At 59.3% G+C, this 20,467-nt stretch carries 22 protein-coding genes; 10 read left to right on the forward strand and 12 right to left on the reverse strand.

Annotation, left to right across the window (positions count from 1 at the left end; genetic code table 11):
• Positions 1-2: 2 nt before the first annotated feature.
• Positions 3-1,091: a Hint domain-containing protein gene (locus RAK1035_RS01775; protein ID WP_008279170.1), complete on the forward strand. Its 1,089-nt coding sequence runs from the start codon at positions 3-5 to the stop codon at positions 1,089-1,091.
• Here the strand turns inward: RAK1035_RS01775 and RAK1035_RS01780 are convergent.
• Both RAK1035_RS01780 and RAK1035_RS01785 read right to left on the reverse strand, forming a co-directional pair.
• A complete protein-coding gene (locus RAK1035_RS01780; protein WP_232279145.1) occupies positions 1,063-2,370 on the reverse strand; it encodes a sensor histidine kinase in 1,308 nt (435 codons plus the stop codon). The two genes, RAK1035_RS01775 and RAK1035_RS01780, sit on opposite strands and share 29 nt — an antisense overlap.
• A gap of 333 nt (positions 2,371-2,703) precedes the next feature.
• Positions 2,704-3,036: a hypothetical protein gene (locus RAK1035_RS01785; RefSeq protein ID WP_008279172.1), complete on the reverse strand. Its 333-nt coding sequence runs from the start codon at positions 3,034-3,036 to the stop codon at positions 2,704-2,706.
• A gap of 130 nt (positions 3,037-3,166) precedes the next feature.
• Here RAK1035_RS01785 and RAK1035_RS01790 point away from each other — a divergent pair, with 130 nt between their 5' ends.
• Both RAK1035_RS01790 and RAK1035_RS01795 read left to right on the forward strand, forming a co-directional pair.
• The gene (locus RAK1035_RS01790; RefSeq protein WP_008279173.1) at positions 3,167-3,559 is read left to right on the forward strand and encodes a rhodanese-like domain-containing protein; all 393 of its coding nucleotides are present in this window, start codon (positions 3,167-3,169) and stop codon (positions 3,557-3,559) included.
• 66 nt (positions 3,560-3,625) lie between these two features.
• Positions 3,626-4,864, forward strand: coding sequence for an NAD(P)/FAD-dependent oxidoreductase (locus tag RAK1035_RS01795; RefSeq protein WP_008279174.1), 1,239 nt, complete (start codon positions 3,626-3,628; stop codon positions 4,862-4,864).
• Between the two features lie 33 nt (positions 4,865-4,897).
• Here RAK1035_RS01795 and RAK1035_RS01800 read toward each other — a convergent pair whose 3' ends face one another.
• From RAK1035_RS01800 to RAK1035_RS01835, 8 genes are all read right to left on the reverse strand, one after another.
• Complete coding sequence (locus tag RAK1035_RS01800) at positions 4,898-6,118, reverse strand: phenylacetate--CoA ligase family protein (RefSeq protein ID WP_037296669.1); 1,221 nt, start codon at positions 6,116-6,118, stop codon at positions 4,898-4,900.
• Positions 6,119-6,159: 41 nt separating this feature from the next.
• A complete protein-coding gene (locus RAK1035_RS01805) occupies positions 6,160-6,984 on the reverse strand; it encodes an ABC transporter ATP-binding protein (RefSeq protein ID WP_008279176.1) in 825 nt (274 codons plus the stop codon).
• 106 nt (positions 6,985-7,090) lie between these two features.
• Positions 7,091-8,377 carry an ABC transporter substrate-binding protein gene (locus RAK1035_RS01810; RefSeq protein WP_037296671.1) on the reverse strand — a complete coding sequence of 429 codons (1,287 nt, stop codon included), beginning with the start codon at positions 8,375-8,377 and terminating at the stop codon, positions 7,091-7,093.
• A 100-nt stretch (positions 8,378-8,477) separates the two neighbouring features.
• Positions 8,478-9,554: a branched-chain amino acid ABC transporter permease gene (locus RAK1035_RS01815; protein ID WP_008279178.1), complete on the reverse strand. Its 1,077-nt coding sequence runs from the start codon at positions 9,552-9,554 to the stop codon at positions 8,478-8,480.
• The gene (locus RAK1035_RS01820; protein WP_008279179.1) at positions 9,555-9,806 is read right to left on the reverse strand and encodes a hypothetical protein; all 252 of its coding nucleotides are present in this window, start codon (positions 9,804-9,806) and stop codon (positions 9,555-9,557) included.
• A 1-nt stretch (position 9,807) separates the two neighbouring features.
• Entirely contained in the window at positions 9,808-10,794 is a 987-nt protein-coding gene (locus RAK1035_RS01825) for a branched-chain amino acid ABC transporter permease (RefSeq protein ID WP_037296674.1), read from the reverse strand.
• A gap of 83 nt (positions 10,795-10,877) precedes the next feature.
• Positions 10,878-11,696, reverse strand: a complete 819-nt coding sequence (locus RAK1035_RS01830) for an ABC transporter ATP-binding protein (protein ID WP_008279181.1) — start codon at positions 11,694-11,696, stop codon at positions 10,878-10,880.
• Positions 11,697-11,723: 27 nt separating this feature from the next.
• Positions 11,724-13,670, reverse strand: a complete 1,947-nt coding sequence (locus tag RAK1035_RS01835; protein ID WP_008279182.1) for an AMP-binding protein — start codon at positions 13,668-13,670, stop codon at positions 11,724-11,726.
• Between the two features lie 229 nt (positions 13,671-13,899).
• Between RAK1035_RS01835 and RAK1035_RS01840 the strand changes: the two genes are divergently transcribed.
• Both RAK1035_RS01840 and RAK1035_RS01845 read left to right on the forward strand, forming a co-directional pair.
• Positions 13,900-15,807 (forward strand): hybrid sensor histidine kinase/response regulator, encoded by a 1,908-nt coding sequence (locus RAK1035_RS01840; protein WP_008279183.1) that lies wholly within the window; start codon positions 13,900-13,902, stop codon positions 15,805-15,807.
• Positions 15,804-16,505, forward strand: coding sequence for a response regulator transcription factor (locus RAK1035_RS01845; protein WP_008279184.1), 702 nt, complete (start codon positions 15,804-15,806; stop codon positions 16,503-16,505). The genes RAK1035_RS01840 and RAK1035_RS01845 overlap by 4 nt, the downstream gene beginning before the upstream one ends.
• 7 nt (positions 16,506-16,512) lie before the next feature.
• On the opposite strand, the gene RAK1035_RS01850 is transcribed toward RAK1035_RS01845, so the two are convergent.
• Both RAK1035_RS01850 and RAK1035_RS01855 read right to left on the reverse strand, forming a co-directional pair.
• Positions 16,513-17,166 carry an alternative oxidase gene (locus RAK1035_RS01850; protein WP_008279185.1) on the reverse strand — a complete coding sequence of 218 codons (654 nt, stop codon included), beginning with the start codon at positions 17,164-17,166 and terminating at the stop codon, positions 16,513-16,515.
• 90 nt (positions 17,167-17,256) lie between these two features.
• On the reverse strand, positions 17,257-17,574 hold the full coding sequence (locus RAK1035_RS01855; RefSeq protein ID WP_008279186.1) for a 4Fe-4S dicluster domain-containing protein: 318 nt from the start codon (positions 17,572-17,574) through the stop codon (positions 17,257-17,259).
• 401 nt (positions 17,575-17,975) lie between these two features.
• On the opposite strand from RAK1035_RS01855, the gene RAK1035_RS20610 reads away from it, so the two are divergent.
• The 5 genes from RAK1035_RS20610 to RAK1035_RS01875 all read left to right on the forward strand — a co-directional run bounded on the left by RAK1035_RS20610 (position 17,976) and on the right by RAK1035_RS01875 (position 20,424).
• Positions 17,976-18,110: a hypothetical protein gene (locus RAK1035_RS20610; protein WP_008279187.1), complete on the forward strand. Its 135-nt coding sequence runs from the start codon at positions 17,976-17,978 to the stop codon at positions 18,108-18,110.
• A gap of 24 nt (positions 18,111-18,134) precedes the next feature.
• The gene (locus RAK1035_RS20680) at positions 18,135-18,347 is read left to right on the forward strand and encodes a calcium-binding protein (protein WP_085976964.1); all 213 of its coding nucleotides are present in this window, start codon (positions 18,135-18,137) and stop codon (positions 18,345-18,347) included.
• Positions 18,256-18,930 (forward strand): hypothetical protein, encoded by a 675-nt coding sequence (locus tag RAK1035_RS01865; RefSeq protein ID WP_162655200.1) that lies wholly within the window; start codon positions 18,256-18,258, stop codon positions 18,928-18,930. The genes RAK1035_RS20680 and RAK1035_RS01865 overlap by 92 nt, the downstream gene beginning before the upstream one ends.
• Before the next feature lie 275 nt (positions 18,931-19,205).
• Positions 19,206-19,721: a DUF488 domain-containing protein gene (locus RAK1035_RS01870; RefSeq protein ID WP_008279190.1), complete on the forward strand. Its 516-nt coding sequence runs from the start codon at positions 19,206-19,208 to the stop codon at positions 19,719-19,721.
• Positions 19,660-20,424 (forward strand): hypothetical protein, encoded by a 765-nt coding sequence (locus RAK1035_RS01875; RefSeq protein ID WP_198133553.1) that lies wholly within the window; start codon positions 19,660-19,662, stop codon positions 20,422-20,424. Before RAK1035_RS01870 ends, RAK1035_RS01875 begins: the two co-directional genes overlap by 62 nt.
• The last annotated feature ends 43 nt before the right edge of the window (positions 20,425-20,467 follow it).

Genomic DNA, 20,467 nt, shown 5'->3' on the forward strand with positions numbered 1-20,467 from the left:
GGATGGGGTGGATCGGGATATCCGATCAGGAGGGCGGGCGGTTCGCCGTGAACGGGCTTGACGCGCCGCAAGCCGTGTCTGCCCCGCCGGATGAAACCGCCTTGCTCACACGTGGCACGTTGATGCTCGAAACCCGGCTTTCCACCGAAGGGCGGCCGCAAACCCTGCTGGCCTTTCGTCGCAGCCATCCTTGGAGCGGCGGCTTTTCGATCCAGGCGCTCCCAGGCGGGGGGATTGTCCTGATCGAGACGCAGGCCGGGGATGTGCGCCATGCCACCCTGCCCTATCAGGCCGATGACCGCACGGATACATTGCGCCTGACCTATGCTTGGGATGCTCCCGCCCGGTGGGGGCGGCTGTCGCTTGAGCGCCCGGAAATGGACCGCGTGCACAGCATTGCGCTGCCGCCGCCGCATCCCATGCCGCTTGCGGATCTGCGCACGCTGCTGACCGATCCCAGGCAACGCCAGATGGACCCCGACGTTATATTTGTCGCCCTGTCAAACCGGATCGAACCCATCGGCCCAATGCCGGGATTGACTGCGAACGTGCCGGTCTGCACGCCGAGCGGCTATGTGCCCGCGGGGCAACTCAAACGCGGGCATCTGATAGATACCGACGAAGGGCAGATTGTCCCTGTGCTTCAGACAGTCTCGCGGCGGGTGCCTGCCATGGGCAGTTTCCGCCCGGTCCGGCTGCGCGCACCCTATTTCGGCCTGCGCCGCGATGTCGTTGTCTCACCACAACAGAGGCTGGTGATCCGGGGATCCGAAGTGGAATACCTCTTTGGATGCGAGGCCGTTTTGGTTCCAGCGCGGCATCTGATCAACGGGTTTTCGGCGCTCTATGCTCAGACAGGTGATATCGTCAGCTATCATCACGTGCTGTTGCCCGGCCACGAAGAGATCATCGTCGCAGGCACGCGCACAGAGAGCCTCTATATCGGGCGGCTCCGGCGCAATCCTGACCTGTTGGGTGCCAGCGTTCTGGCCGGATTCGACCGTGCCCGCCTGCCAGAACACCCTCGACCAATCTGGCCGGTGCTCAAGCCCTATGAGGCGATCACGCTTGCAATGAACCGCGCGGCTTAAGAGCGGTCCGGGTTGCTCCCTCGTCAAAAAACGCCGGCAATTCGATCCAGACGCGCGCCCCTTTTGGCACGTCAAAATCTATCCCAACACTGCCAGACATCGCTTCGGCCTTGATCCGCGCAAGAGCAAGCCCCATCCCCGCGCCAAAGGTCGTGCCGGTCGCATGGGCCAAGCGTTCAAAGGGCGCAAAGGCCAACGCAGGATCGACCGCACCGAACCCCGGCCCGTTATCCGAAACCGTGATCCGGTGATACCCTGACCGTTCGCCAGCGACCGCGACCTTGACGCAGCCCCCGGCACCGCAATACCGCACACCATTTTCCACCAACTGCGCCAACGCCTCTTGGAAGAGGGTTGCATCCGCAAGAACAAGCGTGCCGGTTTGCTCAGCCAAGATCGTGACATCCCGTTGTGCAGCCTCGTCGCGATAGGCCTCCAAGACCAACTCAACCACATCCGCAACGGCCACCGGCTCCAGCGTCACCGCGGAACGACGTGCCGCGATATCGGCGAAATGCATGGTCTTTTCCACAGTCGCCAAGAGCGTCTCGCCAGATTGCATGATGCGACTGGCAAAATCGGCCTGCTGCGCATCGCCTTTGGTCACGCCATCTTCCCGCAAGAGCTCGGCAAGACCGATGACCGCGTTCAGAGGTGTGCGCATTTCGTGGCTGATGCCCGAGAGCAACACGGTTTTGGCCCGGCTTGATTGTTCGGCGTCTTGCCGGGCGCGCTTGATTTCGGTCGAATGCTGCGCTGAAACGATGGCAAAGTAGAAAACCGGATAGACGATGATACTAAACGCGGTCAGCGCAGACATTGGCGCATAAAATCGCACGGCCGTTGCCTGATCAATGATCGGGTTCCAGTCTTCGTGCCAGAAAAACCACGTGGCCCAGAGAATGATCGGCAAGGCCACCATAGCGGCAATGTGAAACCTGTCCCGATAGATCGAGAAGACAGCAAAGGGAAAACCCACCATCGGAACAAGCATGATGTCGATATGCCCATCAACGTGCACGACACAGGCGCCAAGAAAGATCGCGACATTGGTCGATGTCAGCCAGCAGGTATTCACCCAGACCAGCGGCAACTGGTTTTTGAGCACGCGCACAAGGGCAAAGCCGGAAAAGGCGAGCGCCCCGACAAGGAAAACCTCAAGCTCGCCACTCAGCCCGGTAAGCACCATCCAGACAGACGTGAACAAAAGCCCAAGCCAGACAAAGGCAAAAGACAACTTGCGACGGCGCGCGCCCGCCTCAAGTCGGCTGTCCATCATGGCCTGTTCTCTCATTGGAACTGCTGCCTCTTCGTCACTTTTCACAACAAACCCTAGCACAGGTCGTGCCATCCCAATCGCGCTTTGCGATATGGTTTCACCCACGCGTTTTTTAGTTTACGCTTTAATACGTTCCCAACGATCATTGTGAAATGGAATTTTACTCCAGGTCCCACGCTCGTTCGCGTCCTTGACACACTGGCAGCCAGTCGCACCCCGATAGATTGCACGAGGCCGTGTTGGCCCCAACCTGCCGCAATCTGAGATAGAGTTTACCTTACGGAATTCCACCCCTGTTGCGCTGCTAGGTCGCAGGCAAAAATTCAGACATGATCAGTCAAAGAACGGGGTCATCTGCGCGACGATCACAGAATTCTCATCCAAGGCACGCTGCATCAACGCCCGCTCCTCGTCCGAGATGTCGTGGCCTTCGGCCTCGCGTTCCGCCAACGTACCGTAACCGGACACATCCAGAGGCGCGCAATCGGCCTGTTTCAGGATCGCCACCGTTTCGCGCACAGCCTCTGCCTCGTCGACGCCTGAGGCATAGATCATCAGCGCAGCGCCCGTCGCCTTGTCCGGCAAACCATCGCCGGTCTTGCGCCCGATTTCGACCAAGAGCGTGTAGACCTGCTGCCGATTGGGTTTCTTTTGCGTGTCGCTCATGTCCGGCTCTCCAACGGCCTTTCGTCGCGCGCAGCCCTGAGCCAAGGCGCACGCAAAGTCAAGCACAGCCGCTTTCCTTCCGTCTTTGCGAGCGTTAGCCTACTGCGGAAACACCAAGGGAGGGAACTGAATGAAACACATCAAAGACATGGTGGCAGAGGCAAACGCAGTGGTCAGCCACGCGCCCGCAGCCGAGATGTTGGATAGGCACGGAACCGATGACGTAATCTTTGTCGATCTGCGCGACCCGCGCGAGTTAGAGCGCGATGGCATGATCCCGGGCGCGTTTCATTGCCCGCGCGGGATGCTGGAATTCTGGATCGACCCCGAAAGCCCCTATGCCAAACCCCAATTCCAAAGCGGCAAGCGGTTTGTGTTCTACTGCGCCTCCGGCTGGCGTTCGGCCCTGTCAGCGCGCACCGCGCAGGACATGGGGCTAGAGGGCGTAAGCCATATCAGCGACGGATTCAAAGGCTGGCAAGCAGCAGGTGGCCCGGTCGGGGAAAAGCCCACCAAGGGCTGATCACGCCTCTTGCATCCGCCGCGCGCATTGCGCAACGTGGCGCGCAATCCAAAGAGGGCGCAAGTCATGTCGAGCAGGATCATTGTCATCGGCGCGGGCATCTGCGGGCTGAGTGCCGCCATCTGGCTGCGCCGCGCGGGCCATGATGTGACCCTGCTCGACAAGGATAGGCCGGGGGCCGGGGCGTCTTTTGGCAATGCCGGGCTCTTGGCGCAATGGGCCATCGTACCAGTCAACACGCCCGGCGTTCTGACGACAGGGTTGAAATACGCCCTCAACCCCAACAAGCCGCTTTTCCTGCAATGGTCCTATTTTCCACGCCTGATCCCGTGGTTGATGAAATTTGCGGCCAACGCCAATGATCGCGATACGCGGCGGATGGTGGCGGGGATCACAGGCATTGTCGCAGACAGCCTCGACCAGCATCTCGCCCTGACGCGGGGCACGCGCGCAGAAAAATGGGTGGCCTCCAGCGATTTCTCCTATGCCTATGAAAGCCGCGTCGCTTTTGAGGCAGATGCCTATGGCTGGGCGCTGAAACGTGCAGCAGGCTATATCCCCGAGGTCTTGGAAGGCGGCGCAGTGCAAGAGGCAGAGCCAATTCTTGGTCCCGCCATCCGCTGCCTTGCAACACTCAAGGGGCATGGCCACATCCTCAATCCCGGCGCCTATATGGCCGATCTCGCAGCAGTGTTGCTGGACGAGGGCGGGCACTATGTGCAGGCCGAAGTACAAGACATCACCCTGACCGATGGGCGGGTGAGCGCCGTCGAAACAGATCGCGGCACGATGCCCTGCGATGCGGCGGTGTTGGCGGCGGGCATCTGGTCTAAGCCGTTGATGCGAAAACTGGGCCTCAAGGTGCCACTAGAGGCCGAGCGCGGCTATCACCTTCATTTCACGGCCCCCTCTCAGATGCCACGCAATCCGATGATGATCACGACCGGAAAATTCGCGGTCAACCCGATGGCGCATGGGCTGCGCTGCGCGGGCACGGTGGAATTGGGCGGGATCACCAAAGGACCATCGCGCGCGCCCTTGGATCTCATCCGGCGCGGTGCGGCGCGTGCCTTTCCAGACCTGACCTATGAGGGGGTTGAGGAATGGATGGGCTTTCGCCCTTCCACCCCAGACAGCCTGCCGCTTATTGGCGAGATCGGGGGAACGGGCGTACATGCGGCGTTTGGGCATCAACATGTTGGCCTGACAGCCGGGCCCAAGACAGGGCGGATCGTGGCCGACCTTCTCAGCGGCAAGCGCCCGAATATCGACCTTGCGCCTTATGACGCAAACAGATTTTCCTGACTGTGCCGCGATCATTTCAACACTTCGTTGGCGTCACTCATAGCTGCGCAAATCTTCGATCACCTTGCCGTCATTGGGCAGGCTACCGGGCGGTACAATCTCGATCCGTCCCTTGAGCTTGAGGGTTTCAACCACTGATCCCGCAAAATGCTCGGCCTCACCGCCCGCAGTCTCGATGCGCACCGTCATCACATCCGCCTCACCTTCGCGGCTGGCAATCACGCGGGCGCGCGCAATACTGTCGTGTCGCGCCACAAGGGCGGCCACCTGTTCGGGACGCACGAACATGCCCTTGATCTTGGTTGTTTGATCCGCACGTCCCATCCAGCCCTTGATACGCAGGTTGGTGCGCCCACAGGGGCTTTCCCCCTCCATCACGGCGCTGAGATCGCCGGTGGCGAAACGGATGAGCGGGTAATCGGGATTAAGCGTCGTCACCACCACTTCGCCCACGTCGCCGGGGGCAACCGGATTGCCGGTGCCGGGCGTCACAATCTCGACGATCACCCCCTCATCCACAATCATCCCCTCCATCGCGGCGCTTTCATAGGCGATATTGCCCAAATCGGCGGTCGCATAGCATTGCAGACAGGCGATACCGCGCGCCGCATATTCCGCGCGCAGCGACGGGAAAAGTGCACCACCACCGACCGCAGCCTTGGTGATCCTGAGGGGCAAACCCATCTCGTCGGCCTTGTCGAGAATGACTTTGAGATAGTCGGGCGTGCCGGCGTAGGCGGTAACGCCCACGTCATGCGCGGCGCGCGCCTGCAATTCGGTCTGGCCCGTCCCGGCAGGCAGCACCGCCGCCCCCACCGCCCGTGCACCATTTTCAAAGATCATGCCGGCAGGGGTCAGGTGATAGCCAAAACAATTCTGCACGATATCGCCGCGGCCCACGCCACAGGCATGCAGAAAGCGGCCCATCCGCCACCAGTCATGGCCAACGCCGCCCGGCTCATAAATCGGGCCGGGGGATTGAAAGATATGGGCAAACCCGGCAGCAGGCAGGCTGGTCAGCCCGCCAAACGGTGCCGCTGCCCCCTGCGCACGGCCCAGATCGGATTTGCGCAGGACCGGCAGGCGTGCCAAATCCGCGATCTCTGTAATCTGCGATGCGGCGACCCCATCAAGCGAACCACCATAACCGGGCAAAGCCTGCGCGCGGGCAATCTGTTCCGGCAGAGCGCGGGCTAAGGCCTCGGCGCGCGCCTCGGGACTGCGGGTTTCAAGAGGGTCGAAATACTGGGTCATGCCATTATCCTTGGGGGCGGTGTCTTGGTGCGAAGAATAGGTCACGCCAGCCAACGCTTGCGGCGCCGATAGCTGCGCACATCGCGAAAGCTCTTGCGCCCCTCGTCGGACATCCCGAGGTAGAATTCCTTGACGTCCGGGTTCTCGCGCAGACTGCGGGCGTCACCATCCATCACCACACGCCCCGACTCGAGGATATAGCCGTAATGCGCGAACCTGAGCGCGACATTGGTGTTCTGCTCGGCAAGCAAAAACGTATAGCCCTGCTCTTCGTTGAGCGATTTCACGATGCCGAAAATCTGCTCGACCAGTTGCGGCGCCAGCCCCATCGACGGCTCATCCAAAAGGATTGTCTCGGGGCGGCTCATCAGGGCGCGGCCAATGGCGCACATCTGCTGCTCACCGCCCGATGTATAGCCTGCTTGGCTCTTGCGTCGCTCCTTGAGGCGCGGAAAATACTCATAGACCATGTTGAGATCGGCATCAATTTCACCCCGGCTGGAACTGCGGGTGTACGCGCCGGTCAAAAGGTTCTCTTCGACCGTCAGATGCTCAAAACAGTGCCGCCCCTCCATCACCTGCACCACGCCCTTTTTAACCAGATCCGAGGGCATCAGATCCTGAACGCGCTCGCCGCGATAGGTGATCGTGCCCTTGGTCACTTCGCCACGTTCGGATTTGAGCAGGTTTGAAATCGCCTTGAGCGTTGTTGTCTTGCCCGCGCCATTCCCCCCCAACAGCGCGGTAATCCCGCCCTTGGGCACAGTCAGGCTGACGCCCTTGAGAACAAGTATGACGTGATTGTAGATCACCTCGATGTTGTTGACCTCAAGAAGGGTCTCGTCGCGTGGAGTGGCATCCAGCATCGCAATTCTCCGTCCCGGAAAGGCGGGCACGCCCGTCCTGATATTGCCAATAAATCCAAGGTGCCCCGGCCGCAGCACATACTGCGGCCGGGACAGGGTCACAGGCTTAGCAGCCCGGTGTGATCCCGCTTTCGGCAGCGAAGGCCGCGCTATCCTCGGCCACAAGCGCCGAGATGATCTCTTGATCCGACTGGAAGTAGTCGGTGATCAGCTTGAAATCACCCGCTGCGGCATCCCATTGCGACACGGCACCATAGCCGTTCCCGCCGTGGTTCTGACAGCTGACCTTGAACTCGGGGCCAAAGTTGGGCAGGCCCAACGCGGTCATCTTGGCCTCGGTCATCTCGAGGTTCTCCATGCCATCCCGCATCTGTGCCGCATTGATCGCGGTCACGCCATGCATCTCTTGCGCGGTCTTGATCGCCTCTGCAGCCAGCATCGCGGCATACATGCCCCGGTTATAGAGCACGCTGCCCACCTGATCGCCCGCACCTGCAGCCTTGCCAGCATCAACGACATGCTTGCGCAGATCGTCATAGAGCGGATAGTCATCGCCGAGGTTGTGGAAGGTCAGCGCCTTATAGCCATTGGCCGCATCGCCGGCAGGTTTCACGTCATTCTCAGAGCCAGACCACCAGATGCCGATAAAATTCTCCATCGGGAAACGGATATTCACCGCCTCTTGGATCGCGACCTGATTCATCACGCCCCAGCCCCACATCAGCACATAGTCAGGACGGTCGCGGCGGATTTGCAGCCACTGCGATTTCTGTTCTTGGCCGGGATGATCGACCGGCAGAAGGATCAGTTCAAACCCGTGCTTCTTGCTCAGCTCTTCCAGGGTGCGGATGGGCTCTTTGCCATAGGCAGAGTTGTGGTAGACAAGCGAGACTTTCTTGCCGCTGATGTCGCCACCGTTCTGGTCAAGGATATGGGTGATCGCGTGGCTGGCACCATCCCAGTAGTTTGCGGGATAGTTGAACACCCATTTGAACACTTCGCCATTCTTGGCAGAGGTCCGGCCATAGCCCATGGTGTGCATCGGGATGCCATCAGATGTCACCTTGGGGATCAGCTGATAGGTGATGCCGGTGCTGAGCGGCTGATAAATCAGCGCGCCATTGCCTGCGGATTTGGTGGCTTCATAGCATTCCACACCCTTTTCGGTGTTATAGCCGGTCTCGCATTCCACCAGATTGATCTTTTCGCCGCCGATGCCACCATCACGCTCGTTCAGCAGGGTAAAGTAATCTTGGTAGCCGTCCGAGAACGGGATGCCATTCGCGCCATATGGCCCGGTGCGATAGCTGGTGTCGATGATCGTCAGCTCGGCGAGAGCCGGGCTTGCGACCAGCATGGCGGCGGTCAGGGCCGTCATCAGTCTCTGTCTCATCGGTTTATTCCTCCCTTGGTTTTTCCGATGTTTCGTCTTGAACGCGATGTCTTGCGCCCAACCTCCTAGGGTGGGTTTTCAGCCCACCAATGGCCCACCCCTAATGTGGAAAGGGCCAAAGTCTGAGTTTTTCCTTGGCGACGCGCCAGAGCTGCGCCAGACCATGTGGCTCGGCGATCAGGAAAATGATGATCAGCGCCCCCACGATGATGAACTCCAGATGCGCTGCAAGGTCCGTGGGCCAGCCCAAACCGCCCACCAGCGTATTCTTGAGCAACACAGGCAGCAGCACGAGAAACGCCGCCCCGGCAAAACTGCCAAAGATAGACCCAAGCCCGCCGATAATCACCATGAAGAGCACGAGAAACGACTTGTTGATGCCGAACGCCTCGCCCACCTCGACCGCGCCCAGATAGACAGCAAAGAAAAGCGCGCCAGAGATACCCACGAAGAACCCCGAAACCGCAAAGGCCGTGAGCTTCGCCTTGAGCGGGTTGACCCCGATGATCTCGGCGGCAATATCCATATCGCGAATGGCCATCCATTTGCGCCCCGCCATGCCGCGCGTCAGGTTGCGGGCGATGATCGCGGCCGCCACGGTAAAGACGAGGCAAAAGAGATAGGCCGACCAAGGCGGATTATTGGCACCGGTGACGGCAATCCCGAATACCGTCCGCTCAGGCGCAGTAATCTGGCCAGACGCCGAGTAGTTGTAGAACCAGCCGACACGGTTGAACAGCCACACCAAAAAGAACTGCGCCGCCAAGGTCGCCACCGCGAGGTAAAACCCCTTGATCCGGAGCGAGGGCAGGCCAAAGAGCACGCAGACAATCGAGGTGATGCCCCCCGCAAGGATGATGTGAAAGAAGATGCTGACCTCTGGAAATGCGGTCATCAGCTTGTAGCTGGCATAGGCCCCCACCGCCATGAAACCGCCCGTCCCAAGCGACACCTGCCCGCAATATCCCACAAGGATATTGAGACCGATGGCCGCGATGGAATAAATGAGGAACGGCAGAAAGACCGCGTTGACCCAGTAGTCGTTGATGACAAACGGCACCACGGCAAAGGCCGCGACCAGCACTGCGTAATAACGATACCGATCGAACCGGATCGGAAAGGTCTGGTTGTCCTGCTCGTAGGAGGTCTTGAAATCCCCTGCTTCCCGGTAAAACATCTAGAGAACCTCCCCATGAATATCATCCTCGCGCTTGATCGCGCGATTGGCTGGCCGGGCATAGCCCGTCGCCTCGGTGTGGCGCACCAGCCAGAGATAGGCGAGCATGCCCACGCCCCCGCCCATGGCGGCCAAAAGCGCCGCTATGACCATCTGCCCGGTGTTCTCTACCTGCGCCGAGAGAGCCAGATAGCCAAACGACCAGAACCCGGCCCAAGCGATCACATTGACGATGGCAATCAGCTTTTGCATCTCACACCCTCTCGATGATCTTTTCGCCGAACAGGCCCTGTGGCCGGAACACGAGGAACAGAAGCGCCAGCACATAGGCGAACCAGTTTTCAGTGGCCCCGCCCACCAGCGGACCGACGGTGAACTCGAACAGCTTTTCGCCGACGCCGATGATCAAACCGCCCACAATCGCGCCGGGGATCGAGGTAAAGCCGCCCAGCATCAACACTGGCAGCGCCTTGAGGGCAATCAGCGAGAGCGAGAATTGCACGCCCGATTTGGTGCCCCACATGATCCCCGCCACAAGCGCCACAAAGCCCGCCAGCGACCAGACCATGACCCAGATGAAATTGAGAGAGATACCAACCGACAGCGCCGCCTGATGGTCATCCGCCACCGCACGCATGGCGCGCCCCTGTTTGGAATACTGCGCGAAGATAACCAGCGCGATCACCAAAAGGGCCGCAACACCTGTTGCCACAAGATCGAGATTGTCGATGAAGAACCCGTAACCGAAAATGTTGAACGTGGTTTCGTCGATCATCAGGTTGATACCTTGCGGAAGACCCACATCCAGCTTCTTGATGTCGCTGCCCCACATCATATCCCCGAACCCTTCAAGGAAATAGGCCAGACCAATCGTCGCCATAAAGAGAATGATCGGTTCTTGGTTCACCAGATGCCGGAAAATCAATTGGTTCACGATCCAAGCGAGCGCCACCATCACGACCATGGTCAAGAGGATCGCCGCCAGCCCCGGCAGGTGCCAGCCGAAGTGGTGGATCTCCGTGCCGAAAATCGCGTTGATAAGATGGCTGAAGGGCACACGCCCTTCCATCATCCCCACCAGCGTCATCGCCGCAAAGAGCGCCATCACCCCTTGGGCATAGTTGAAAATGCCCGAGGCCTTGTAGATGAGCACAAAACCAAGCGCGACGAGCGCATAAAGCACCCCGGCCATGAGGCCGTTCAAAACGACCTCCATCCCGAAAATCAACTGATCAGGCATGGCTCCAGCCTCCGTTTTTGGCGTTGCTCTGCGGTGATACCGGTTTTCCGACGGGATACCGACGTTCTACCGACGTGAAAAAATCAGTCATGCGCCACCCCCAGATAGGCGTCGATCACGTCTTGATTGCTGCGCACTTCGTCGGGGGTGCCGTCGCCGATTTTCTTGCCATAATCCATCACGACCACCCGGTCGCTCAGGTCCATGACCACGCCCATGTCATGCTCAATGAGGGCAATCGTGGTGCCGAATTCGTCGTTCACATCGAGGATGAAGCGGCTCATATCCTCTTTCTCTTCGACGTTCATGCCCGCCATTGGCTCATCTAGCAGAAGGATTGACGGTTCTGCCGCAAGCGCGCGCGCCAGTTCCACCCGCTTTTTCAGACCATAGGGCAAACGGCCCACCGGGGTCTTGCGGATATGTTGGATTTCAAGAAAGTCGATAACCTTTTCAACGACTTCACGGTTGGCAACCTCTTCCCGCTCGGCCCGGCCCTTCCAGATCGCTTGCGCAAAAAGCCCCGCTTTCATCTCTCGAATGCGGCCCGTCATCACGTTGTCGAGCACGGTCATGCCTTCAAAGAGCGCGATATTCTGGAATGTGCGCGCAATGCCTTGCTGTGCCACCTGATAGGGCTTCATCGGCGGTCGCCGCGCGCCCTGATACCAGACCTCGCCTTCTTGCGGGTGGTAAAAGCCGCTTATCACGTTCAGCATCGAGGATTTACCAGCCCCGTTCGGCCCGATGATGGCGCGGATTTCGCCCTGACGGATGTCAAAGCTGATGTCCTTGATCGCAACCACACCGCCGAACCGCAGGGTGATGTTCTTCATCTCCATCACCACGCCGCCGATTTTGCGACCGTCCTCGGTGGTGTAGCCTTCGCTTGCGTCAAGCATGACAGCCCCCTTGTTGCACCGGCCCGCTCATTCTGCCGCCACCCTTTGCATCGTCGCCACCGAGGCCACCTTGGCATCGACGATCTTGAGCGTCGCGCTGATCGCCCCCTTGCGGCCATCCTCATAGGTCACTTCAGTGGTGGTGTAGATTTCAGGCGACCCGTCATAGAGCGCGGTCAGCAGGTCATCGAATTTCTCAGAGATCACACCACGCCGCACCTTGCGAGTGCGCGTCATCTCGCCATCGTCGGCATCCAGTTCTTTGTGCAGCACGAGGAAGCGATGCACCTGGCAATGCGACAGCATCGGATCATCCGCGAGGCTGCGATTGACCTCTTCGACGTGGCCCTTGATCGTTTCAAGCACCTTCGGATGCCCGGCAAGTTCCTGATACGAGGCATAGCCGATATTGTTCCGCTCCGCCCAGTTACCCACCGCTGTCAGGTCGATGTTGATAAAGGCGGTGCAGGCGTTACGCCCGTTGCCAAAGACGACCGCCTCGAGAATATTGGGATAGAACTTGAGCTTGTTTTCCACATATTTGGGAGCGAACATCCGGCCATCAGCCATCTTGCCCACATCCTTGGCGCGGTCGATGATGCGAAGATGCCCACTGCCTTCCTCGAAAAAGCCCGCATCACCGGTGGCGACCCAACCTTCGGGGTCTTTGGTTGAGGCCGTGCTTTCAGGATTCTTGTAGTAATATTCAAACGTGCCCGCTGAACGATAGAACACCTCGCCGGTGTCGCTGATACGGATTTCCACGCCGGGCGCGGGGACGCCAACCGTGTCAGAGCGCACTTCGCCATCGGGTTGCAGGGTGATAAACACCGAAGCCTCGGTTTGCCCGTAGAGTTGTTTGAGGTTGATGCCAAGCGAGCGATAGAAATCGAAAATCTCCGGCCCAATCGCCTCACCTGCAGTATAGCCCACGCGCACGCGGCCAAGGCCAAGCGTGTCCTTGAGTGGGCCATAGATAAAGAGGTTCCCAAGCCGGTATTTGAGGCGGTCCAGACCGCTGACCGGCTTACCATCGAGGATCGCAGGGCCGACGCGGCGGGCATGGGACATGAAATGGTCAAAGAGCCATTTCTTGACGCGGCCCGCATCCTCCATCCGGATCATCACATTGGTCAACTGCGTCTCGAACACGCGGGGCGGCGCAAAGAAATAGGTGGGCCCAATTTCACGCAGGTCGGTCTGCATGGTCTCTGGGCTCTCAGGACAGTTGACACAAAACCCGCACCAATAGGCCTGCCCGATGGAGAAAATGAAATCGCCCACCCAAGCCATCGGCAGATAGGCCAGCACCTCTTCGTCCTTGGTCAGATGGTCAAACTCGGAAGACGATTTGGACGCCTCGATGATGTTGCGATTGCTCAGCACCACGCCCTTGGGCTTGCCCGTGGTGCCCGAGGTGTAAAGCATGACGCAAACGCTGTCATAGGTCAGTTTCGCGCGTCGCGTCTTGAGATCTTCGATCCATTCGTAATAGGCGGCGCGGCCCTGCTCCTGAATGTCGATGAAGCGGTGCAACTTGTGGTGATCATATTTGCGCAAGCCGCGCGGATCGACATAGATCATATGCTCCAGTTGGTGCAGCCCCTCCTGCACCTCGATCAGCTTGTCGACCTGTTCTTGATCCTGAACGATGGCAAAGCGTGCCCCACAATGCTCCATCACATAGGCCATCTCGGGGGCGGCAGCATCTTGGTAGAGCGGAACGGGGATTGCACCGACAGATTGCGCGGCGACCATGGACCAGTAGAAATGCGGACGGTTGCGGCCGATGACGGCGACGAAATCGCCCTCATTCACACCAAGATTGATGAGCCCGAGCGCAAGCGCCTCGATCTCCTTCTCGGCCTCGGCCCATGTCCAGCACTGCCAGATCCCATATTCCTTTTCGCGATAGGCCGGTCTATCGGCAAATCGCGTGGCGTTACGTTGCAAGAGCGCCGGAACGGAATCCATCCCGTCCGTCGCTTGTGACGGCTGTGCCAAGTTATATCCTCCCTTTGCTCGCCTGCGCGAACATCCGACCGCCTAGGGGCGATTCTTCTTCCCCCAGAGGGTGCGAGAATCACACTCGCCGTCAACTTTTTCCTGAACATTTCGCAATCCTTACGAATTGTAACAGGCCCAAGATTGGCCTTTGCGGACCGGTTTTCCGGTGTTAGCCAAGATGCGGGAGGAGACTGTAATGGGTACAAGCCGCGCCGATCATGACGCCATGACGATGGCCGGCCTGAACCTCATTCAGCAGGCGCTGACGATCTATGACCGGGATTTGCGCCTTGCGGTCTGCAACCGACGGTTTCAAGAAATGTTTGCCCTGCCTGATGTGCTGGTGACACCGGGCGCCGATTTCGCGGATACGATCCGCTATCTGGCAACGCGCGGCGATTATGGCGACGTGGGCGATGTGGAAGGGTTCGTAACGACCCGCGTCGATATCGCCCGCGCGTTCGAGCCGCATTACATGGAGCGCACGCGCGCCAATGGCCGCACCATCAGCGTCGAGGGCACGCCGCTGCCGCAGGGGGGATGGGTCACGGTCTATACCGACATCACCCGTGCCAAACGACAAGAGGCGTTGTTGCGCGCCCGTTCAGAAGAGTTGTCCGATCAATTGGTCGGTTATTCAGAAGAGCTGTCTGCCACCAACCGACAGTTAGAGGCCACAATCACGGCCCTCGAAGAGGCCAAGCGCCAGATTTCCGAGGCCGAGGCCCGCACCAGAATGACCGCCGAGATGATGCCCGCCCATATCGCGCATGTCGGTCCAGACCGTTGCTATACCTATTCCAACCGGCGGCTGACCTCGGTCATGCCCGGATCACGCGCCGATCTGATCGGGGTGCACGCGGCGCAGGTTCTCGGGCCACAGCCGTGGTCGATTATAGGTCCAGAACTGGACAAGGCCTATGCCGGACAGGCTTCGGTGTTCGAATTCACCCATGAGCCCAGTTCACGGCGTATCCGGGTGGCGCTGACCCCGGATCACACCAGTGGCGGGGTTTACATCCTGTCGATGGACATCACCGAAGAAAGCCAGACACGCGCCGCCCTGCAACAGACGCGGCGTCGGGAAATGGCGGCACAACTCACTTCGGGCCTTGCGCATGATTTCTCAAACCTCTTGACGATCATCCTTGGGATGCAGTCGCGCCTTGGCCGCATGGGCCTGAAACCCGAGGCGCAGGAATTGATCAACGCCACCCTCGCGGCGGCGCGGCGAGGTGGCGGGCTGCTCAATCGTATCGCCGACATGACCGGCCCGCGCGAGCATGAACCCGTGCCCACCGATCTTGCCGCCTTTCTCGACGATCTAGAGACACTGGCGCGCTCGGCCCTGCCCACGGGTATCGCTTTTGAGATCATCTGCGTCGGCCTTGCGGATCGCTATCTGCTGGATCCCGGCATGTTGCAGGACTCGCTGCTCAACCTGGTGCTGAACGCCCGCGATGCCTGCGCAGGAAGTGGCGCAATCACCCTTACAGCCCAGCCGGTGCAGGATACGTGGCTCGAGCTTGCCGTGGACGACACCGGGCCGGGGTTCAGCCCCGAGGCGCTCAAACATGCGCTTGATCCGTTTTTCACCACGAAGGGTGGCGAGGGATCGGGACTTGGCCTGCCCATGGTCTATGACATGACCAAGCTGGCGGGCGGGCGTATCCTAATGGGCAATACCGACACAGGCGGGCGCGTGGCGCTGCGCTTGCCCCTGCGCCGCGCGGCGGCGGCGCGTCCTCCGGGCCTTGTTCTTTTGGTCGAAGACAGCCCCGATCTGCGCTCTACCCTGCGCGATATGTTGCGGGGCGCAGGCCATAGCGTGATTGAGGCCGCCAGCGTGGACGAGGCCGCAGCGCTGATCGCCAATCTGCCGGAAATCTCGGCCGTTCTGTCGGATATCGTGCTTGAGGGCAACCGCACCGGAATTGATCTGGCGCGACTGCCCCGACGCGGTGATTGCGCGCTCGTGCTGATGACCTCGTTGCCCCCAGACGATCCGCTACACCGGCAAGCGGCAGACCTTGCCCCGGTGCTGCGCAAACCCTTTTCCGCCGCACAGCTTGACGCGGCCCTCAACACCGGAGCGCAGCCATGACAGCGCCGCTTGTGGCCATTCTTGATGATGAACCGGCGATCCGTTCAATGCTGGCGCAGGCGCTTTCCGAGGCGGGATTTCGCACCATGGCCTTTGGCCGCGCCACAGAGTTCGAGGCCGCCTTGCGCAGCACCACGCCCGATGTCTGCCTTGTCGATCTGTCGCTGCCAGATCGTGACGGGCTGAGCCTTGTGCATCGGTTGGCATTGGAGCAGGGGGCAACGGTGATCATCATCTCGGGCCGCGCGCAGGTGCAGGACAGGGTGACAGGGCTGGAACTGGGCGCGGATGACTATATCATCAAACCGTTCGATCCCGCCGAAGTAGTGGCACGCGTCCGCGCCCGACTGCGCCGGGGCATACCCAGTACACAAACCGGCGAGGTGGCGCGGTTCAACGGCTGGGTCGCACATTTTGACCGCTACATGCTTGAAGATGATACGGGAACGGAAACGCCCTTTTCCCATGCCGAAGGAGAGGTGCTGCGCCTCTTTCTGGAACGTCCCAAGCGCTTGATCTCCCGCCAAACGATGCAAGAGACGCTTGGCGGCGCGGCAGGCGAAAGCTTTGACCGCGCCATGGATGTGCGCATCTCGCGCCTGCGCACCAAACTGCGCGAAGACCCCAAGAACCCGCGCCTGATCAAAACGATCTATGGCGCGGGCTATATTTTTCTGGGGGATGTAAGTTGGGGCTAAGGCTCCGTTACGGGTGCCGCCCTTCCATGATCTGATTGGCAAAGCCGTGGTTGGTGTCACGGTGATGCGCCTCATCAGCACGCACAGCGATGACGACGTCGCGCAAGCGCGCATCTTGGGACAGCTTCCAGTAGTCGATCGCGATTTGCGGTGCCGGCACATTATCCTGCCGTCCGGCATCAATCTCTGCCAGATATTGCGTATAGCTGACCACCGCCTCTTCCTCGAGATAGCCCACGATCCGATGCGCCGTGCGCGGAGCAAGGAGGTAGGTGAAGAAGAACACGTTATAGAAAATCGCCTGCGCTATCATGATCAACCACCGCTCGCCGCGTGACGGCTGCGCGATTTGGACAAAGGTCATCAAATGCATGCGCTCATTCTCGGCCTCATCTAGCAATTCGCGGATCCAACCCTGATCTTCGCGGATGTGCCGTAATGATTTGAGATGCTGCAAGAGCCCCCCCACCATCCCCGGCACGGCAGCCACAGTTTCAAGCACCACAGCACGATGCCCGTAGCGCTTTGAGAAAAAGGCGTCGGCAAAAACCCGCATGATTTTCACAATCCGCAGCGCGATCCGATCATGGATATCGCGCGGACTATGGTGAACCTCCAGTGTTGCGGTCTCGTCGGTCTCAAATTGCCTTTCGGGTCTCATCTTTCACTCCATTCATGGCTAAGTGTCAGATGGGGATGAAAGATGACTCTTGAATGCGACATATCGTGCCGCCCACAAACGCGTCAAACGTCAGCCAGCGCGCTGCCCTAGGCCGTCGCCCTTCAGAATGCGTTCCAGCCCAAGCCGCGTTTCCTTTGTCAATTCGATGGCACCACGGGTGCAGACATCGGCGCAGAGGCCACATCGGCCGCAAGCGTCAATCGCGGTCACAACTGGCAAAACCTCTTTATCAAGGGCGACAATCGCCTTTGGGCACACCGCAACGCAATCGCCGCACCCCGTGCACATATCGGCCAGCCGCCATTCCCGCACCGTTCCGGGCGGGCGCGGCAAGACAGCATGACCTTCGGAACTTGGCAGGGAACGATCCCGCAATTCGTACCACATGGCCTCCAGCCTCCTCCGTCCGGACCGTCAAACCTCTCAACCTCGTCAAAATGAAAAAACAGGACGACCGACTCGCCCATGATGTAGATCAATCCATACTGCGGAAAAAATTTGATCTGTCACGCGGCGGCGCGGCGTTTGCGATACCACAGGGCGTATAGCGCTTGGATGTTCCTAACCTTTGTCGCCTGCGTTGGGTAAACTAGGGTATTTAAGGGTCAGAGAGGCATTGTGATGGATAGTTTTGCGAGCGATATCAGCACCACCGGGCGTAGTGAACCGGGGGAAGCGTAACCGGCACCATTGACAACCAAGACGACCGCGATTGGTTCGCCATTAGCCTGCAAGAAGGCACCGCCTACGGGTTTGATCTCAAAGGCGCGCCCTCGGGGCAAGGAACATTGGTCGATCCTTTTCTGGGGCTTTACGATGCGGATGGACACCTGCTTGTCCAATCGGTCGCAGCCGTCAATTTGATCGGCAGCGATGATGCCGAGACGCTGACAGGCGGTTTGGGGGATGATGCGTTGTCGTGACTTGACGGCGATGGGGATGACGGTATCCGCACCGGGCAGGGCAATGATTTCGTCTCAGGCGGCGAAGGCGCAGATCGTATGTCTGGCGGCGCAGGCCGGGATATTCTCTTGGGCGGCAACGGCAACGACGTGATCGGTGCCGGTTTTGACGCTGATCTTGTCTATGCCGGACGTGGCAACGACAGCGTTGGCGGCGGTTCCGGGGATAACATCCTGTTTTTTTGGCGCGGGCAATGACACGCTCACCGGTGGCCAGTCTTCTGATGTGTTTGTCGTCAATACCTTCACTGCGGGCGGAATCGACACGATTGCGGATTTCAATCCAATCGCATTTAAAACCAGTGCTTTCTTTACTCCGCCATCAAGCAGGTTGCAGTTTCATATCGGCGTCGATCCTGACGAACTTGATCCGTTGACCGCATTCGCCAGTCTTGACACCAGCGACGCGGACACAGGCGCGACGATTACGATCGCGGAACATACAGTTGTTTTTGAGGGCGTTTTTGCCGCCGACATTTCGGTCGGAGATTTCATCTTTTTATCGGGTCCGATGGACGCTGGCATTTTGGAAAAACCCATGCTCCGGGTGCCAGCCCCGAACGTGGCGGATGTTGGGACTCACATGGTTTTCAGAGCCGGGGGAAACATCCGCTTTCGGGACGCCAGTTTTGGCGTTCATTGCCGTAACCATTCACTGCCCCTGCGGGCAAGTGGCATGATCGCGGTATTTACAAGATTTAACTGGTGCTGCTGGGGAGGATTGAATTCCGGGTGCCTCTATATATTTCAACATCTTAACCAATGGTTTGTAACTGTGTAACCACCAGCGGAATGGGCTGAACGCGAGGGGATCGCCGCACCATACCTCACGAGGACGATGCGCCTGTCGCACCTGTCCCCGGAACTGGTTGAGTCGATCCTCGACGGGCGTCAGCCGCGTCACCTGACGCTGGAAGTCCTGCGGCAACCTCTGCCGGAAGACTGGACAGAGCAGAAGCGTGCGCTTGGCGCACCCGCGACTCCTCAAAATCTGCGGCAAATCAGGGGATTCACGTCGGAAACAAGGCATGTTACTGTCAAGTAAAAGGGGCAGGCATGAGCGTAGTATTCACAGTTGGCTATGAGGGAACCGACATTGATCGGTTCGTCCGGACACTGAAAGCGGCTGGCGTCGAAAGATTGGCCGATGTTCGCGCGGTCGCTGCCTCGCGCAAGGCCGGCTTCTCGAAAACCAAGCTGGCCGCGCGTCTTGCTAACGAGGGTATTGAGTATTCGCATTTCATCGCCCTTGGCGATCCCAAGCCCGGCCGCGAGGCAGCCCGGGCCGGAGACTTTGACCTGTTTCGTTCAATTTACGGCGCGCATATCGAAACGACCCAAGCGCAAGAATCGCTGCGGGATTTGATCGATTTCGTTCAGGATGCGCCGACTTGCCTGCTCTGTTTCGAGCGCGACCCGGAAACATGCCACAGGACAATTGTTGCGCATGAAGTGATCGAAGAGACGGGCTTCAAGGTATTTAATCTGTTCGCCGATGATCCGGAGCGATATGTCCGTAACGCCGCAAAGCTGCCGCGTTTCCATTCTGGTGAAGGCCTTACCGCAGCGTAGTGCCACCCATGGGGAAACAGTCTGCTGTGCCGGGGTGACCGCCGACGGCCTGTTCAAACGCCTGTTTCCGGTCCGCTTTCGCCACCTATCAGACGACTCCTCGTTCGGCCGTTGGGATTGGGTTGAGTTCAAGTACCGGCGCCCGACCAGCGACAAGCGCGCTGAGAGCTGCCATGTCTGGGAGAACTCGATCCGAAAGGATGGCCAAATGCCTGAGAAGGATCGAGCGCCATTTTTGAACCGCCTTGTTTCCACCTCTGTGAAAGAAGCTGCAGATGCCGGAATGTCGCTGGCACTGATCAGGCCGCGCAACACTCAATTCTATATCAAGAAGAAGAAGCTTGAAGATATTGAGCAGGAGCGGCGAACGTTCGCGGAGGCGGCAAACCAGGAGTCGTTCTTCGACAAAAAGTTGAAGGCGCTCGAACCCAGCCCCTACGAGTTCCGCTTCAAGTTCGAGGATGCTGCTGGACCGCATGACTACGCGAACGGCGATTGGGAGGCGCACGCAATGTTTTATCAGCAGCGCCGCAGGGCAGAATCGGAAAAAGCCGCTCTTGACTGGATGAGTGCGAAATTCAACGATGAGTATCCGAAGCGTGGCATGCTGTTCTGCGTCGGCAACATGGCCAAGCGTCCCCAAACATGGCAGCTACTCGGTGTTCTGCGGGTTGACGATACAGGCCAGCCCGCGTTGTTCTGAGCGCTGGTCCTGAAATCGCCCATGAATACCACATGAACGCTCT

Source organism: Roseovarius sp. AK1035 (assembly GCF_003288315.1).
In the GTDB taxonomy this organism is placed as follows: Bacteria; Pseudomonadota; Alphaproteobacteria; order Rhodobacterales; family Rhodobacteraceae; genus Roseovarius; species Roseovarius mucosus_A.